The sequence below is a fragment of the Bradyrhizobium sp. 142 genome, from assembly GCF_023074015.1.
Classification (GTDB): domain Bacteria; phylum Pseudomonadota; class Alphaproteobacteria; order Rhizobiales; family Xanthobacteraceae; genus Bradyrhizobium.
Genome location: NZ_JADPKQ010000447.1, coordinates 1 through 15,676 on the forward strand (window position 1 = coordinate 1; position 15,676 = coordinate 15,676).

Annotated in this window: 15 protein-coding genes; 11 read left to right on the forward strand and 4 right to left on the reverse strand. The window is 63.9% G+C overall.

Annotated features, from left to right (window positions below):
• Positions 1-312 precede the first annotated feature (312 nt).
• The 4 genes from IVA82_RS40785 to recQ all read left to right on the forward strand — a co-directional run bounded on the left by IVA82_RS40785 (position 313) and on the right by recQ (position 5,659).
• Positions 313-1,614 (forward strand): O-acetylhomoserine aminocarboxypropyltransferase/cysteine synthase family protein, encoded by a 1,302-nt coding sequence (locus tag IVA82_RS40785; RefSeq protein ID WP_247387271.1) that lies wholly within the window; start codon positions 313-315, stop codon positions 1,612-1,614.
• A gap of 12 nt (positions 1,615-1,626) precedes the next feature.
• Complete coding sequence (locus tag IVA82_RS40790; RefSeq protein ID WP_247387272.1) at positions 1,627-2,628, forward strand: homoserine O-succinyltransferase; 1,002 nt, start codon at positions 1,627-1,629, stop codon at positions 2,626-2,628.
• A 104-nt stretch (positions 2,629-2,732) separates the two neighbouring features.
• Positions 2,733-3,476: a polysaccharide deacetylase family protein gene (locus IVA82_RS40795; protein WP_346658768.1), complete on the forward strand. Its 744-nt coding sequence runs from the start codon at positions 2,733-2,735 to the stop codon at positions 3,474-3,476.
• A gap of 317 nt (positions 3,477-3,793) precedes the next feature.
• On the forward strand, positions 3,794-5,659 hold the full coding sequence (gene recQ, locus IVA82_RS40800; RefSeq protein WP_247387274.1) for a DNA helicase RecQ: 1,866 nt from the start codon (positions 3,794-3,796) through the stop codon (positions 5,657-5,659).
• Between the two features lie 213 nt (positions 5,660-5,872).
• Here recQ and IVA82_RS40805 read toward each other — a convergent pair whose 3' ends face one another.
• A complete protein-coding gene (locus tag IVA82_RS40805; protein WP_247387275.1) occupies positions 5,873-6,886 on the reverse strand; it encodes a 1-aminocyclopropane-1-carboxylate deaminase in 1,014 nt (337 codons plus the stop codon).
• Positions 6,887-7,049: 163 nt separating this feature from the next.
• Here IVA82_RS40805 and IVA82_RS40810 point away from each other — a divergent pair, with 163 nt between their 5' ends.
• The 4 genes from IVA82_RS40810 to IVA82_RS40825 all read left to right on the forward strand — a co-directional run bounded on the left by IVA82_RS40810 (position 7,050) and on the right by IVA82_RS40825 (position 9,788).
• Positions 7,050-7,514 (forward strand): Lrp/AsnC ligand binding domain-containing protein, encoded by a 465-nt coding sequence (locus tag IVA82_RS40810; protein WP_247387276.1) that lies wholly within the window; start codon positions 7,050-7,052, stop codon positions 7,512-7,514.
• A 45-nt stretch (positions 7,515-7,559) separates the two neighbouring features.
• Positions 7,560-8,726, forward strand: a complete 1,167-nt coding sequence (locus IVA82_RS40815) for a PLP-dependent cysteine synthase family protein (RefSeq protein WP_247387277.1) — start codon at positions 7,560-7,562, stop codon at positions 8,724-8,726.
• A 126-nt stretch (positions 8,727-8,852) separates the two neighbouring features.
• Positions 8,853-9,413 carry a carboxymuconolactone decarboxylase family protein gene (locus IVA82_RS40820; protein ID WP_247387278.1) on the forward strand — a complete coding sequence of 187 codons (561 nt, stop codon included), beginning with the start codon at positions 8,853-8,855 and terminating at the stop codon, positions 9,411-9,413.
• A gap of 126 nt (positions 9,414-9,539) precedes the next feature.
• Positions 9,540-9,788 carry a hypothetical protein gene (locus IVA82_RS40825; protein WP_247387279.1) on the forward strand — a complete coding sequence of 83 codons (249 nt, stop codon included), beginning with the start codon at positions 9,540-9,542 and terminating at the stop codon, positions 9,786-9,788.
• 9 nt (positions 9,789-9,797) lie between these two features.
• On the opposite strand, the gene IVA82_RS40830 is transcribed toward IVA82_RS40825, so the two are convergent.
• Positions 9,798-10,733, reverse strand: a complete 936-nt coding sequence (locus tag IVA82_RS40830; RefSeq protein ID WP_247387280.1) for an alpha/beta hydrolase — start codon at positions 10,731-10,733, stop codon at positions 9,798-9,800.
• A gap of 106 nt (positions 10,734-10,839) precedes the next feature.
• Between IVA82_RS40830 and IVA82_RS40835 the strand changes: the two genes are divergently transcribed.
• Positions 10,840-11,727, forward strand: a complete 888-nt coding sequence (locus tag IVA82_RS40835; protein ID WP_247387281.1) for a branched-chain amino acid aminotransferase — start codon at positions 10,840-10,842, stop codon at positions 11,725-11,727.
• A gap of 152 nt (positions 11,728-11,879) precedes the next feature.
• Here the strand turns inward: IVA82_RS40835 and IVA82_RS40840 are convergent, their stop codons facing one another.
• Together IVA82_RS40840 and phaR are read right to left on the reverse strand one after the other, a co-directional pair.
• Entirely contained in the window at positions 11,880-12,500 is a 621-nt protein-coding gene (locus tag IVA82_RS40840) for a class I SAM-dependent methyltransferase (protein ID WP_247387282.1), read from the reverse strand.
• Positions 12,501-12,611: 111 nt separating this feature from the next.
• Positions 12,612-13,211: a polyhydroxyalkanoate synthesis repressor PhaR gene (gene phaR / locus IVA82_RS40845; protein ID WP_247387283.1), complete on the reverse strand. Its 600-nt coding sequence runs from the start codon at positions 13,209-13,211 to the stop codon at positions 12,612-12,614.
• A 304-nt stretch (positions 13,212-13,515) separates the two neighbouring features.
• Between phaR and IVA82_RS40850 the strand changes: the two genes are divergently transcribed.
• Together IVA82_RS40850 and phbB are read left to right on the forward strand one after the other, a co-directional pair.
• Positions 13,516-14,694 (forward strand): acetyl-CoA C-acetyltransferase, encoded by a 1,179-nt coding sequence (locus IVA82_RS40850; protein ID WP_148740776.1) that lies wholly within the window; start codon positions 13,516-13,518, stop codon positions 14,692-14,694.
• A 239-nt stretch (positions 14,695-14,933) separates the two neighbouring features.
• On the forward strand, positions 14,934-15,659 hold the full coding sequence (gene phbB / locus IVA82_RS40855) for an acetoacetyl-CoA reductase (protein ID WP_148740777.1): 726 nt from the start codon (positions 14,934-14,936) through the stop codon (positions 15,657-15,659).
• Positions 15,660-15,676 lie beyond the last annotated feature (17 nt).

Genomic DNA, 15,676 nt, shown 5'->3' on the forward strand with positions numbered 1-15,676 from the left:
CCTACTTCAACCTTCCGCCGCTCCGCGTGGCGGCCTAATCTCGGCAGAGGCTCCACTTATCGACGCGGAAAGTCTGTTCAGACAAGCGGGACCAGCTCTCGGTACCGCGACTGCCGCGGCAAATTTCGCCGGTTCATTAATCCAATTTCATTAAAATTTTGGGCAATTCTCCAACAAGCGTTAGGGTTACTTCCTCGATCTCTAGGCGAATTATTGCTCGCTTTACCACCCGTCTCTAACACGGGGATGGCGGACAACGCACATGCCCATAAAGGCCAATTAAGTGCAGCCCGCCCCACGTGGAGGTGGACGATGCGCAACGAGACGATCGCTATTCACGCCGGCTACGAACCTGAAGCCACGACGCACGCGGTCGCCGTTCCGATCTACCAGACCGCGGCCTACGCTTTCGACAGCGCCGATCACGGTGCAGCCCTGTTCAATCTCGAAGCCGAAGGCTATCGCTACAGCCGCATCGCCAATCCGACCAGCGCGGTGCTGGAGATGCGCATCAGCCAGCTCGAAGGCGGCGTCGGCGCGCTCGCGGTCGCGACCGGCCAGGCGGCGTTGCATTTCGCTTTCGTCAACGTCGCCGACCATGGCGGCAACATCGTTTCGGTGCCGCAGCTCTATGGCACCACGCACACGCTGCTCTCCCACATTCTGCCGCGCCAGGGTATCATCGGCCGCTTCGCCGAGAGCGACAAGCCTGATGCGATCGAGAAGCTGATCGACGAGAACACCCGCGCGGTGTTCGCCGAGACCATCGGCAACCCCGCCGGCAATGTCTGCGACATCGAGGCGCTGGCCAAGATCGCGCATGCGCATGGCGTGCCGCTGATCGTCGACAATACGGTCGCGACCCCGATCCTTCTCAAGCCGTTCGATTACGGCGCCGACATCGCCGTGCATTCGCTGACCAAATTCCTGGGCGGCCACGGCACCACGCTCGGCGGCGCCATCGTCGATTCCGGAAATTTTCCGTGGGCCACGCACGCCGAGCGCTTCCCGGGCTACAACAAGCCTGACGCCTCCTATCACGGTCTGGTCTACGCCGAGCGCTTCGGCCGCACCGCCTATATCGAGCGCGCGCGCAGCATCTATCAGCGCACCATGGGCGCGGTGCTGTCGCCGTTCAACGCTTTCCTGCTGCTCCAGGGGATCGAGACCGTGGCGCTGCGCATGGAACGCCACGTCGAGAACGCGCGCAAGGTCGCCGAATTCCTGCGTGCCGACCCGCGCGTGGCCTGGGTCAATTACACGGGTTTCCCCGATAGCCCTTATTATCCGCTGGTGCAGAAATATCTCGACGGCAACGCCTCTTCGCTGTTCACCTTCGGCATCAAGGGCGGCATAGAAGCCGGCAAGACTTTCTACGACGCGCTGAAGCTGATCACGCGCTTGGTCAATATCGGCGATGCCAAGTCGTTGGCCTGCCATCCGGCCTCGACCACGCACCGGCAGATGTCGGTCGAGCAGCAACGCGTCGCCGGGGTGCTGCCGGAGACGATCCGCCTCTCAATCGGCATCGAGCATGCCGCGGATATCATCGAGGACATCGACCAGGCGCTGGAAAAGGCCTGCCCGTCGGCACGTCTCCAGGCCGCGGAGTAGGCGGCGGCGCCGATGACGCTCTTGATCGACAGGGATCAAGGTATCTCGAGCCCGGCCCTGGTGCCCGGAGAGGTCGATCTCGCGCGCGATCATGGCGGCGCCGAGCTCACCATCGGGCTGATCAACAACATGCCGGACCCGGCGCTGAAGGCGACCGAGCGGCAGTTCATGAAGCTGCTCCAGGCCGCTGCCGGGCCACGCCGCATCCGCTTCCATTGCTTCTCGCTGCCGTCGGTGAAACGCTCGCCCGAAGCGAAATGGCATGTCGAAAGCGAGTATTCCGATCTCACCGATCTCAAGCGCCACAAGTTCGACGGGCTGATCGTGACCGGCGCCGAACCGGTCGCGCCCGAGCTCGACAAGGAGCCGTACTGGCGCGATCTCACCGAGCTGATCGACTGGGCCAAGGTCAACACGCGCTCGACGATCTGGTCGTGCCTGGCCGCGCATGCGGCGGTGCTGCATCTCGATCGCATCGGACGGCGACGGCTGCCGGCGAAATGTCACGGCATCTTCGACTGCGAGCCGGTCACCGATGACGCGCTGACGCGTGCAACGCCTACTCCGCTCAAGGTTTCGCACTCGCGTCTGAACGAAGTCGCCGAGAGCGATCTCACCCAGGCCGGCTATCAGGTGCTGACGCGCTCGGCCGAGGCCGGCATCGACACTTTCGTCCGGCAATATGCCAGCCGGTTCGTCTTCTTCCAGGGCCATCCCGAATACGACGCGCTGTCGCTCCAGCGCGAGTATCTGCGCGACATCGGCCGCTATCTCGCCCGCGAGCGCGCGACTTATCCGCACCTGCCCGTGAGCTATTTTGACGCAGAGACGGAAGAGAAACTTGCCCGATTCGAGAAACGGGTGAGGCACCAGCGTCATCCGGCGCTGACGAACGATCTGCCCGCGCTGACGCTGCGCGCCGATATCGCGGCCGGCAGCGCTGCAGCGGCACTTTTCCGCAACTGGTTGCAATATCTCGCTGCTGACACCGAAGCCGCGCTGCTCGCGCGCTAGGTTCAGATTACGGATTTCGCGTTAGGACTAATAAAGTGTGATGCTTGCCTCAAACGACACATGAATGCTTCAGTGACGAGGTCGGGCAAACAGGAAACGCGATCGTGTGGTCGGCACTCCAGGGACGCATGAGCAATCGGCTGGCCCGGCATTTCCGCGCCGCGCTGCACAGATTGCCGCCCCACGCGCCAATGGTCAGCTTTACATTCGATGACGCGCCCGACAGTGCCGCGGGCGAGGGCGCTTCGCTGCTGGAGCAGCATGGCGGCCGCGGCACATTCTATCTGGCCGGCAGCCTGATCGACCAGCCCGGGGATCACTGGCGCGGACTGTCGAATGAGGCGATCGTGCGGCTTCATCGCGCCGGCCACGAGATCGCCTGTCATACCTTCTCGCATCTGCGCGCGGTCGATCTCGACGAGACCGCCATGGCGCGCGAGATTGAGCGGAACCGCAGCTATTTTCGCGCTATCGATTCCTCGATCGTGCTGGAGAATTTCGCCTATCCGTATGGGCTCGCCTCGGTCTGGCGCAAGCCGCAGCTGGCAAAAGCCTTCCGCTCGGCACGTGGCATCCTTCCTGGCGTCAATCGCGACGTCGTCGACCTCCAGTTCCTGCGTGCCTCGCCTCTGGTCGATTGCGAGATCGATTCGTCCGGCATCGATCGCTATTTCGACGCGGCGGTCGCAAGCGGCGGTTGGCTGATCTTCTACGGCCATGACGTTGCGGATGTGCCAAGCCCCTACGGTTGCTCGCCGAACTTGCTGCGTCACGCGCTGGAGGCAGCCGAGAGGCGCAGCATGCCGATCGTGACGATCGCGGAGGCGCTGCGAAGGATTGGGGCGTAAGTAGCTTTCTTCTTCCCTTCTCCCCTTGTGGGAGAAGGTGGCGCGAAGCGCCGGATGAGGGGTCGTCTCCGCAAAGCAATCTCGATCGAGTTCGCAGACCAAACCCCTCACCCGTCTCGCCGCTACGCCATAGCCGATGCGAAGCATCGGCGTTCCAAGTACGGCGGCCAAAGGCCGCCTATGCCACCCTCTCCCACAAGGGGCCCCACAAAGGGAGAGGGGAAGACATCGTCTTGCCGCGCAAACAGTCTTGCCACGACTGCGCCGTCATGCGACTGGCCTTGTGTCGAATCTCACGGTCCGGTTCCGCTCCGCCCATGTCCGCTCCCTCCACCGTTTCGCTGCCTGCGCCCGCCGACGGCCGCGACGCGTTGTCGGTGCTGCATTCGGTGTTCGGCCTGCCGGGGTTTCGCGGCGCACAAGGCGAGATCATCCGGCATGTCACCGAGGGCGGCAATTGTCTGGTGCTGATGCCGACCGGCGGCGGCAAGTCGTTGTGCTATCAATTGCCGTCGTTGCTGCGTGAAGGCTGCGGCATCGTGGTGTCACCGCTGATCGCGCTCATGCGCGACCAGGTTGCCGGCCTGATCGAGGCGGGTGTCAACGCTGCCGCGCTGAACTCGTCGCTGACGCCGCAGGAGGCCTCGGGCATCGAGCGCCGCCTGATCGCAGGCGATCTCGACTTGCTCTATGTCGCGCCGGAACGTCTGGTGACGCCGCGCTGCCTGTCGATTCTGGCGCAGGCAAAGGTGGCGCTGTTTGCGATCGACGAAGCCCATTGCGTCTCGCAATGGGGCCATGATTTCCGGCCCGAATATGTCGGGCTTTCCATCATCGCCGAGCGTTTTCCAACCGTGCCGCGCATTGCGCTGACCGCGACCGCCGACGATTTGACGCGGAAGGAGATCGTCGAGCGGCTCCAGCTTGGGGGCAGCCCGCAATTCGTCTCCAGCTTCGACCGGCCGAACATCCGCTACGAGATCGTCGACAAGCGCAATGCGGTGTCGCAGCTGAAGGAGTTCATCCGGGAGCGTCATGTGGGCGATGCCGGCGTGGTCTATTGCCTGTCGCGCAACCGGGTCGAGGAGGTCGCCGCCGCGCTCGACGATGCCGGCATTGCGGCACTGCCCTATCACGCCGGGCTCGACAGCAGCGTGCGCTCGCGCAACCAGGACCGCTTCCTCAACGAGGACGGCATCGTCATCGTCGCGACGATTGCCTTCGGCATGGGTATCGACAAGCCGGACGTGCGCTTCGTCGCCCATCTCGATCTGCCCAAGAGCATCGAGGCCTATTACCAGGAGACCGGGCGCGCCGGCCGCGACGGCAAGCCGTCTGCGGCCTGGATGGCCTACGGGCTCTCCGACATCGTGCAGCAGCGCCGCATGATCGACGAATCCGCGGCATCCGATGATTTCAAGCGGGTCTCGATCGGCAAGCTCGACGCGTTGGTCGGTCTCGCCGAAACCGCGCAATGCCGGCGCAAGCGGCTGCTGGGCTATTTCGGCGAGACCCTGCATGGCGAGAATTGCGGCAATTGCGACAATTGCCTGACGCCGCCGCAGATGCGCGACGGCAAGGTACTGGCGCAGAAGCTGCTCTCTTGCGTCTATCGCACCGGCCAGCGCTTTGGTGCCATGCACCTGATCGACGTGCTGATCGGGCGCCTCACCGACAAGGTGACGCAGTTCGGCCACGACAAGCTCTCGGTGTTCGGCATCGGCCGCGAGCTTAACGAGAAGCAGTGGCGCACCGTGCTGCGGCAGGTTGTGGCGATGGGGCATTTGCAGAGCGACAGCGAAGCCTTTGGCGCGCTGAAGCTGACGGACTCCTCGCGCGGCGTGCTGCGCGGCGAGGTCGAGGTGTGGCTGCGCGAGGAAGCGCCTGGCACTCGTATCCGGTCAAGCCGCGCCAAATCCCGCCGCGGCGACCTCGCGCCTGCGGCGAGCGCGGCGCAAGGCGATGTCGATCCTGAATTGCGTGCGCGGCTGCGGTCCTGGCGGTCAGACATCGCGCGCGAGCGCGGTGTGCCCGCGTACGTCGTGCTGCACGATGCCACCATCGACGGCATCGTCCGGGCCTGGCCGACCACGCTCGACGAACTGCGCAACGTGCCGGGGATCGGCGACAAGAAGCTCGAGCATTACGGAGACGAGCTGCTGCAGATCGTGCGGACGCGGTAGGGGTGGGCGGCGGTTAGCGCGTCCGTCTCTCTCCACATCGTCATCCCGGACAAGCGCGGCGAAGCGGCGCGCAGATCCGGGATCCATAGCCACAGCCCGTGGGGAAAGTGCGTGCTGGCCGCTCCAGCACGTCTCGGCAACTGGCCATCGGGGTAATGGGTCCTGGCTTTCGCCAGGACGACAATGGAGGGGATGCGCAGTTCACGCCCTCACTCACCCGTTCCGGAACGTATAGCCATAGCCGTTCAGTGCGGGCGCACCGCCGAGATGGGCGTAGAGGATCTTTGCGCCCTTCTCGAAATATCCCTTCTGCGTCAGGTCGATCAGACCCTGCATCGACTTGCCCTCATAGACGGGGTCGGTGATCATGGCTTCGAGCCGCGCGGTGAGGCGGATCGCCTCCTTGGTCTCCTCCGACGGCACGCCATAGGCGGGATAGGCGTAGTCCTCGATCAGCACGACGTCGTCAGCGACGAGGCCCTTGCCGAGCTCGACGAGCTTGGCCGTGTTCTGCGCGATCGAGAGCACCTGCGCCTTGGTCTGCGCCGGGGTGAACGAGGCATCGATGCCAATCACCTTTCGCGCACGGCCGTCGGCGGCAAAGCCGACCAGCATGCCGGCATGCGTGGAGCCGGTGACGGTGCAGACCACGACATAGTCGAATTTGAAGCCCAGTTCGGCTTCCTGCTTGCGGACTTCCTCAGCGAAGGCGACATAGCCGAGGCCGCCAAATTTATGCACGGACGCGCCGGCCGGAATCGCGTAGGGCTTGCCGCCCGCCGCCTTCACCTCCTCGATCGCCTCCTCCCAGCTCTTGCGGATGCCGATGTCGAAGCCGTCGTCGACGAGGCGCACGTCGGCGCCCATGATGCGCGAGAGCATGATGTTGCCGACGCGGTCATAGACGGCGTCCTCGTGCGGCACCCAGGCTTCCTGCACCAGGCGGCACTTCATGCCGATCTTGGCGGCGACCGCCGCGACCATGCGGGTATGGTTCGACTGCACGCCGCCGATCGAGACCAGCGTGTCGGCGTTCGAGGCGATCGCGTCCGGGATGATGTATTCGAGCTTGCGCAGCTTGTTGCCGCCATAGGCGAGGCCGGAATTGCAGTCCTCGCGCTTGGCATAGATCTCGACATTGCCGCCGAGGTGCTTCGACAGGCGCTCCAGCTTCTCGATGGGCGTCGGACCGAAGGTCAGCGGATAGCGCGCGAATTTTTCCAGCATGCGAGGTGATCCCGATTGGCGTTGAATTGGCCCCCTGCGCCTAGCATCGGCCGAACAAAATGTGCTCTCAAATATTGCGCAATATATGAGCATATTCTTGCGATAATCTGCCAGATAGCTCCAATTACTTCCGCCAGATCGGCCATATGAGAAAGCTTCTTCCATGTCCTCCCGCCTTGATCGCGTTGACCTTAAGATCTTGCGATTGCTGCAAAATAACGGACGGCTCAGCAACGCGGAGCTGGCCGGTACGGTGGCGATCAGCCCCGCCACCTGCCATCGCCGCACCCAGCGCCTGTTCGAGGACGGGTTCATCGCCGCCGTCCGCGCCATGGTGGCGCCGAAGAAGGTGGCGAAGGGCACGCTGGTGATGGTCGGCGTCGTGCTCGACCGCTCGACGCCGGAAAGCTTCGCGATCTTTGAGCAGGCGATCACGAGGCTGAAATTCGTGCTCGACTGCCACCTGGTCGCCGGCGATTTCGACTACTTCCTGAAGATCCGCGTCGGCGACATGGAGGACTTCAACCGCATCCATGGCGAGCAGCTGATCGCGCTGCCCGGCGTACGCCAGACCCGCACCTTCTTCGTGATGAAGGAAGTCGTCGACAACGCGCCGCTGGAGTTCTGAGCGGTAGCTATTGATGCACGATCCGCATCATGAGAGGTTCAGTCGATGCAGCCACTTCCCTTCCGCCAGCAAGATCCGGTCGCACCAGCCTACAGCCGCGGCTGGGTCGACGAGGCCGTGGCTGCGATCGAGGCCGACCAGTGCCGCACGGCCGACACGCATCTGATCCGGCTGATCGTGCCGGCGCTGGCCGGCATCGACATCTATCTGAAGGACGAGTCCACACATCCGACCGGCAGCCTGAAGCACCGGCTGGCGCGCTCGCTGTTCCTCTACGCGCTCTGCAACGGCCACATCCGCGAACGCACGCCCGTTATCGAAGCATCGTCGGGATCGACCGCGGTTTCGGAAGCCTATTTCGCGCAGATGATCGGCGTGCCGTTCTACGCCGTGATGCCGCGCACGACGTCGGCGGAGAAGATCGCCGCGATCGAGCATTATGGCGGCAACTGCCACCTGATCGACGACGGCCGTGCGCTCTATGCGGAGGCCGCCGCGCTCGCCGCCCGCCTGAACGGCCACTACATGGACCAGTTCACCTTCGCCGAGCGCGCCACCGACTGGCGCGGCAACAACAACATCGCCGAGTCGATCTTCACGCAATTGAAGGGCGAGACGCGTCCGTTGCCGGACTGGATCGTGATGGGCGCGGGCACCGGCGGCACCTCGGCCACCATCGGCCGCTATTTGCGCTACCGCCAGTATCCGACGCGGCTGTGCGTCGCCGATGTCGAGCATTCCGCTTTCTATGACTGCTTCCGTTCTCAGGATCGCTCCCGGACTTGCGAAAGACCTTCGCTGATCGAAGGCGTCGGCCGGCCGCGCTGCGAACCCTCCTTCGTGCCGGGCGTGGTCGATCGCATGATGAAGATCCCGGATGCGGCGTCGATCGCGGCGATGAACGTGCTGTCGCGCCGGCTGCGCCGCGCGGTGGGCGGCTCCACCGGAACCAACTTCCTGGCGCTGTGCCGGCTCGCTGCCGAGATGCGAAACGCGAACCAGACGGGATCGCTGGTGACGCTGATCTGCGATTCCGGCGAACGCTACCGGCAGACCTATTACGAGCCCGAATGGCTGAAAGCGCGCGGCCTCGATCCGGCGCCGTTCGAAGCCGCCTTGTCGTCGTTCCTCGATACCGCGCAGCCGTTGACGCTCGCGGTCGACGACGTCGTCAATCCACAGAGCCCGCAGAGTCCTGAGGAGCGGCGCTGACCGCAGCCATTGCCGGCGCGTCCGAGTCGACTTGACGCCGGCGGCGCCCTTCATGTCACGGCAACTTCACTTGCCTTGCGCGCGCGTGCGGGCGAGTTTCGCGCCTTCTCAGCGAGGAGATCTGCCGTGCGCCTTCCCATTCTCGATCCGAAAGATCTGACCGACGAACAGAAGCCGCTCTATGACGACATGCGAGCGGGCATCAAGGACCACTTCAAGGGCTTTGTGAACATGCGCGACGACGGCGCGCTGCTCGGGCCCTGGAATCCCTGGATCCGCGAGCCGCGCTTCGGCAAGCCGATATGGGAGCTGGTCAAGGCGATCGCATCGAATCCGCTGCTGCCGGCGGCGGTGCGCGAGGTCGCGATCCTCGTCACCGGTTCGCATTTCCGCTCCGGCTACGAGCTCTACGCCCACGTGCTGGTCGCCGAGCAACGCGGCCTGTCCGACGAAAAACTCGCGACCATCGTCGCCGGGCAGCGGCCGGTGGATCTTACCAAGCAGGAAGCGGTCGCCTACGACGTGGCGTCGGCGCTGGTGAATGGCGGTGTGCTGCCGGAGCTGACCTATCGGGCTGCGGTCAAGGAGTTCGGCGAGCACGGCGCGGCCGAGCTGTCCTATCTGGTCGGCGTTTACTGCATGGTCTCCGTTACGCTCAACACGTTCGACGTGCCGGTGCCGGAATAGTTTCCCGCTCTCGCGGCTTCTGGACCGGACGGCAGCGAAGCGCTACCTTGCGGTCGTCAAGGTGACGCATTTGCCACCGACTATCGAAGCGCAAAGCAACAGGCAGGACAACAGGAAATGACAGCCATGAAGACGTCACGCCGCACCTTGCTTGCCGGACTGGCGGGGCTCGCCGCGGTCCCGACTGCAGCAGTCGCCGCTGCGCCGAAGCTTGCCAATGACGACACGACTGTGGCCGAGGAGCGCTTTGCGCGCATGATTGCAGCAGCCCATGCGCCGGATGTCACCTGTGCGCGTCAGGCCCAGCGTTATGCGGATACGCATTGGCCTGAATATGTTGTCGCAGCCAGAGCCGTGCTCGACGCCCGCGTGTGATTCTCTCTTCTAAGTCCCCACCGCCCGCCGCACCTGCTCGCCGATCTGCGACAGCACGAGCTGCGCCTGCGGCAGGATCGCGCCCATGGCGTGGAAATTGTGAACCATGCCGTCGTGGCAGACGTGCTCGACTGTAACGCCCGCGGCGAGCAGCTTGCGTGCATAGGCATTGCCCTCGTCGCGCATCGGGTCGAATTCGGCGGTGTGGATGATCGCGGTCGGCAGGCCCGCGAGCCGCGTCGCGCGCAGCGGTGAGATACGGGGGTCGGCGGTGTCGATGCCGTCGGGCAAATAGTCGGCGAGATCGGCCTCGATCGTCGCGCGATCGATCAGATGACCTTCGGCGAACGCCTCGCGCGAGGGCGAGGTCTCCTCGAAATCCAGCACCGGGCAGATCAGGCATTGCGCGATGATCGAGAGGCTGGCGTTCTGCGCTGCGTCCTGGCACACGATCGCAGCCAGTGTGGCGCCGGCGGAATCGCCGCCGACCACCAGCCGCCCGGCGTCGATGCCGAGTGACGAGGCTTCGCGCGCCACCCATTCGGCGGCGGCGACCGCGTCGTCGACGGCGGCAGGGAACTTGTGCTCGGGCGCGAGGCGGTAATCGACCGAGACCAGCCGGCAGCCGGTCGCATGCGCAAGCGCTGCCGCGATCCGGTCGTGCGTCGCAATGCTGCCGGCGACGAGGCCGCCGCCGTGAAAGAACACGAAGCCGGGCGCACGCTCACCGGCGCTCGCAGGCACATAGAGGCGATAGGGCAGTTCGCCGCCGGGACCGGGAAGCCTGCCGTCGGAGGCCGTGACATCCGGTGCCTCGGCTCGCGCAAACTGCATCAGCTTCGCCAGGGATTGCCGCCGCGCCTGCACGCTCGGCCGGCTCCGTGCCTCCGGTGCAGCCGCAGCCATCATGGTCAACAGACGCTTTGCAAGCGGATCGAGCGGCATGGATCTTTCCTTCCCACGAGGGGAGAGGGTAACGCACCATTTCCCCGCAGGAAATCCTTTAGGAATTGGGATAATAGTGCCTCGATATTTCCAAGGGAGGCCGGTCATGGCCGAGATCAAAAAGCCCATCGAATATTCGCCGAGCTGGACCTTCTTCGAAGGCAAATGGCACGACGGCAACGTGCCGATCATGGGCCCACGCACGCATTCCGCATGGCTCGGCTCGGTCGTGTTCGACGGCGCGCGCGCCTTCGAAGGCGTCGCACCTGATCTCAACCGCCACGTCGCCCGCGCCAATCAATCCGCGATCAATTTTGGCCTGAAGCCCGTGGTCGAGACCGACACCTGGCTCACGCTCGCCCGCGAGGGCCTGGCGCGCTTCGCGGCCAATGCCGAACTCTACATTCGTCCGATGTACTGGGCGCAGAACGGTGCCGGCGGCGGCGTGCTGTTCGACCCCGAGACCACCAATTGGTGCCTGTGCATCTACGAGGCGCCGATGCCCAAACCCGTCGGCAACGCCATCACGCTGTCGCCGTTCCGCAGGCCCACCGCCGAATGCGCGCCGGTCGAGGCCAAGGCGGCCTGCCTCTATCCGAACAATTCGCGCGCGCTGTCGGAGGCAGCTTCCCGTGGCTTCCAGAACGCGCTCATGCTTGACATGCTCGGCAATGTCGCGGAGTTCGGCAATTCCAATGTGTTCATGGCCAAGGATGGCGTGGTCTTCACACCGGTGCCGAACGGCACCTTCCTCAACGGCATCACGCGTCAGCGCGTGATCGGTCTGCTCCGCGCCGACGGCGTCACCGTGGTCGAAAAGACGCTGCGCTATACGGACTTCCTCGCCGCCGACGAGATATTCTCCACCGGCAATTTCGCCAAGGTCGCGCCCGTGATCCGCATCGACGACCGCGAGCTGAAGCCGGGCCCGTTCTACACCAAAGCGCGCAAGCTCTATTGGGACTTTGCGCATGCGGTGAAGCTGGCGGCTTGAGCTAGCTGCTTCCGCGAACTCCGTCATTGCGAGCGCAGCGAAGCAATCCAGAATCTTTCCGCAGAGGCAGTCTGGATTGCTTCGCTGCGCTCGCAATGACGAATTGCGGAAGCACCGCGAAGCTAGGGGCCTGAGCGTGTGCGGACGACGCCTTAAGCAGCCCGTCTCCTGAACCGGCTGAACTGAAAGGCCTGCGTCGAATGCCATGGCGTATGATGCGTCTCGCTGCGCGTCTCGATGAGTTCGAAGGCCGGTCCGAGCTCCACCGAAAGGCTTGCGCTGTCATGCCGCTGGACAGGTAGGCCGCTGCACTTTTCCGGACCATCCAGCGCGAAGGTGCCGATGATGACGTAGCCGTCAGGTGCGACCGCCGATCGCAGGCGCTCGACGTAAGCTGCCCTGTCGTGCGGATCGGTCAGGAAGTGGAATGCCGCGCGATCGTGCCAAACATCGTATGTCTTCGCCGGCCGCCATGTCGTGGCGTCGGCAACGATCCAGTCGATCGTTGCGGCAGTCGCGCCGATTCGTTTCTTCGCTATCTCAAGCGCGCTGGCCGAGAGATCCAGCACGGCGATGTGGCGATATCCCTCCTGCAAAAGGCTATCGGCCAATCGCGACGCACCGCCGCCAATATCGATGATCGCGGCCGCATGATCTGGACGGGCCGCGCGGATCATCTCCAGCGAGATCGTCGGGGTGTCCTGAAACCAGCTGACCTCCGCCTCGCCCTTGGTGGTGTAGACGTGGTCCCAATGCGTGCTTCGGTTGGACATGGCGTATGCCTCGGCCCTAGGGCGCTCGGAGACGATCCAGGTCGGTTGGCGGCGCCGCAGTGACCCAGGAAAAGCATCGCGGGCGCGGCCGCTCCGGCGCGAACGAAGGACCTACTCTTCCTTCTTCGACATCCGCTCGAGGCGCTCCTGCATCTCCTTCATCTGCTGGCGCAGATCGTCGATGTTGGTGTCCTTGGCCGGCTCGGCGTTCGGATCCGGCTCGGGCTCCGCCGTCGTTGTCCCCGGGCGGCCCGTAGTGGGTGCGAACGGCTTGAACATCGAGAAAGTCTGCTGGAACAGCTCCATGTTGCGACGGACCTGTTCTTCCAGCGGCGCAAACGGGGTTCCGGAGAGCGAGTTGGCGATCTGCTTGCGGAACTTCTCTTGCTCCTGGGTCAGCGTGGCGATCGACTGCTCCAGATATTTCGGCACCACCATCTGCATGCTGTCGCCATAGAAGCGGATGAGCTGGCGCAGGAAGGTGGTCGGCAACAGGTTCTGGCCGGCCTTGTTCTCCTGCTCGAAGATGATCTGGGCGAGCACGGAGCGGGTGATGTCGTCGCCGGTCTTGGCATCGTAGACCAGGAAGTCTTCGCCGTCCTTGACCATGGCGGCGAGGTCTTCCAGCGTCACGTAAGTACTCGTTCCGGTATTATAGAGCCGCCGGTTCGCGTATTTCTTGATGGTGGTGGGTTGGTCTGATTTCGCCATGGGCTCTCACTTGCAAAAACGCGGAGAACGGGAACCCGGCGGGCAAATGCCGCAGGGCGGGAAGAGTACGCAACGCAACAAAATAAGCATTTTCAAAGGGGTCACGCTACCGTTTTGTGCGCCACGGTTAATCGGGCAGCAAGAACGTGCTTGCGAAATCGCCAAGAACGCTATTTTGAATGCGCTGCGGCATGAATTCGGCCACCTATCGATTGACATGCCTCAACGACGTTAACAGGATGCCATCCGAGACTGGCGAGCCGTTTCCCAGCCCCGTCTGCCCCCTCAACCTCAGGAGATGCCCATGACAGACGATGTCGTCATCGTCAGCGCCGCCCGCACCCCGGTCGGAAGCTTCAACGGAGCGTTCGCGACCCTTCCCGCCCACGAGCTTGGCGCTATCGCCATCAAGGCCGCGCTGGAGCGCGGTGGCATCGAGCCCGGCCGCGTTTCGGAAGTCATCATGGGCCAGATTCTCACTGCAGCTCAGGGCCAGAACCCGGCCCGCCAGGCGTCGATTGCCGCCGGGATTCCGGTGGAGAGCCCGGCATGGGGCGTCAATCAGCTTTGCGGCTCGGGTCTGCGCACCGTTGCGCTCGGCTATCAGGCCCTGCTCAACGGAGATTCCGAAATCGTCGTCGCCGGCGGCCAGGAATCCATGAGCATGGCTCCGCACGCCCAGTACCTGCGCGGCGGCGTCAAGATGGGCAATGTCGAGTTCATTGACACGATGATCAAGGACGGCCTGTGGGATGCCTTCAATGGCTACCATATGGGCAACACCGCCGAGAACGTCGCGCGCCAGTGGCAGATCACGCGCGCCCAGCAGGACGAGTTCGCGGTCGCCTCGCAGCAGAAGGCCGAGGCCGCGCAGAAAGCCGGCAAGTTCAACGACGAGATCGTCTCCGTCACCATCAAAACCCGCAAGGGCGACGTTGTCGTCAGCGCCGACGAATATCCGCGCCATGGTGCAACGCTCGACGGAATGGCGAAGCTCAAGCCCGCCTTTGAGAAAGAAGGCACGGTCACCGCAGGTTCGGCCTCCGGCATCAACGACGGCGCCGCTGCCGTGGTGTTGATGACCGCCAAGCAGGCTGCCAAGGAAGGCAAGAAGCCGCTCGCGCGAATCGTGTCCTGGGCGCAGGCCGGCGTCGATCCGAAGATCATGGGCTCTGGCCCGATCCCGGCCTCGCGCGCCGCGCTGAAGAAGGCCGGCTGGAATGTCGGCGACCTCGACCTGATCGAAGCCAACGAAGCCTTTGCGGCGCAGGCCTGCGCGGTCAACAAGGACCTCGGCTGGGACACCTCCAAGGTCAACGTCAATGGCGGCGCGATCGCGATCGGCCATCCGGTCGGCGCCTCCGGCGCGCGCGTGCTGGTGACGCTGCTGCACGAGATGCAGAAGCGCGATTCGAAGAAGGGCCTTGCCACGCTTTGCATCGGCGGTGGCATGGGCATTGCGATGTGCATCGCGCGCGATTGAAACTAACTTACGCGTAACTGACGCGTGCGCTGCACACGCGATTGAGTGCGTTGCACGCGATTAAAAAGGCAGCGGTTGCAAATGAAATATTCTTCGCAACCGTGAAAGCCTCGACTAAAGAGAAACGCCCGGCCTGATGCCGGGCGTTTTGTTCTTGATGTCCGTCAAACGTCCCGCATAATCCGCATCTAAAAAGATCACTCAGAAACGTCCGAAGAGTCCAAGGGAAGGAATACGATATGGCACGTGTTGCATTGGTGACGGGTGGTACGCGGGGCATCGGAGCGGCGATCAGCAAGGCGCTGAAGGCGGCCGGCTACAAGGTCGCGGCGAGCTATGCCGGCAACGATACTGCGGCGGAGAAATTCAAGGCCGAGACCGGTATTGCCGTCTACAAATGGGACGTCAGCAATTTCGACGCTTGCGCCGAGGGCGTGAAGAAGGTCGAGGCCGAGGTCGGTCCCATCGACGTGCTCGTCAACAATGCCGGCATCACCAAGGACGGCGCCTTCCACAAGATGACCCTGGAGCAATGGAATGCGGTGATCGGCACCAATCTCGGCTCGCTGTTCAACATGTCGCGCCAGGTCATCGAAGGCATGCGCGGGCGCAAGTTCGGCCGCATCGTCAACATCTCCTCGATCAACGGACAGAAGGGCCAGTTCGGCCAGGTGAACTATTCCGCGGCGAAGGCCGGTGAGATCGGATTCACGAAGGCGCTGGCGCTGGAAAATGCCAAGGGCGGCGTCACCGTGAACGCGATCTGCCCGGGCTACATCAACACCGAGATGGTGCAGGCGGTGCCGAAGGACGTGCTGGAAAAGGCCATCCTGCCGCTGATCCCGATCGGCCGCCTCGGCGAGCCCGAGGAGATCGCGCGCGCGGTCGTGTTCCTCGCCGCCGATGAAGCCGGCGCCATCACCGGCTCGACGCTGACCGTCAACGGCGGCCAGTACATGGTGTGATGCGATCGCATCACGTT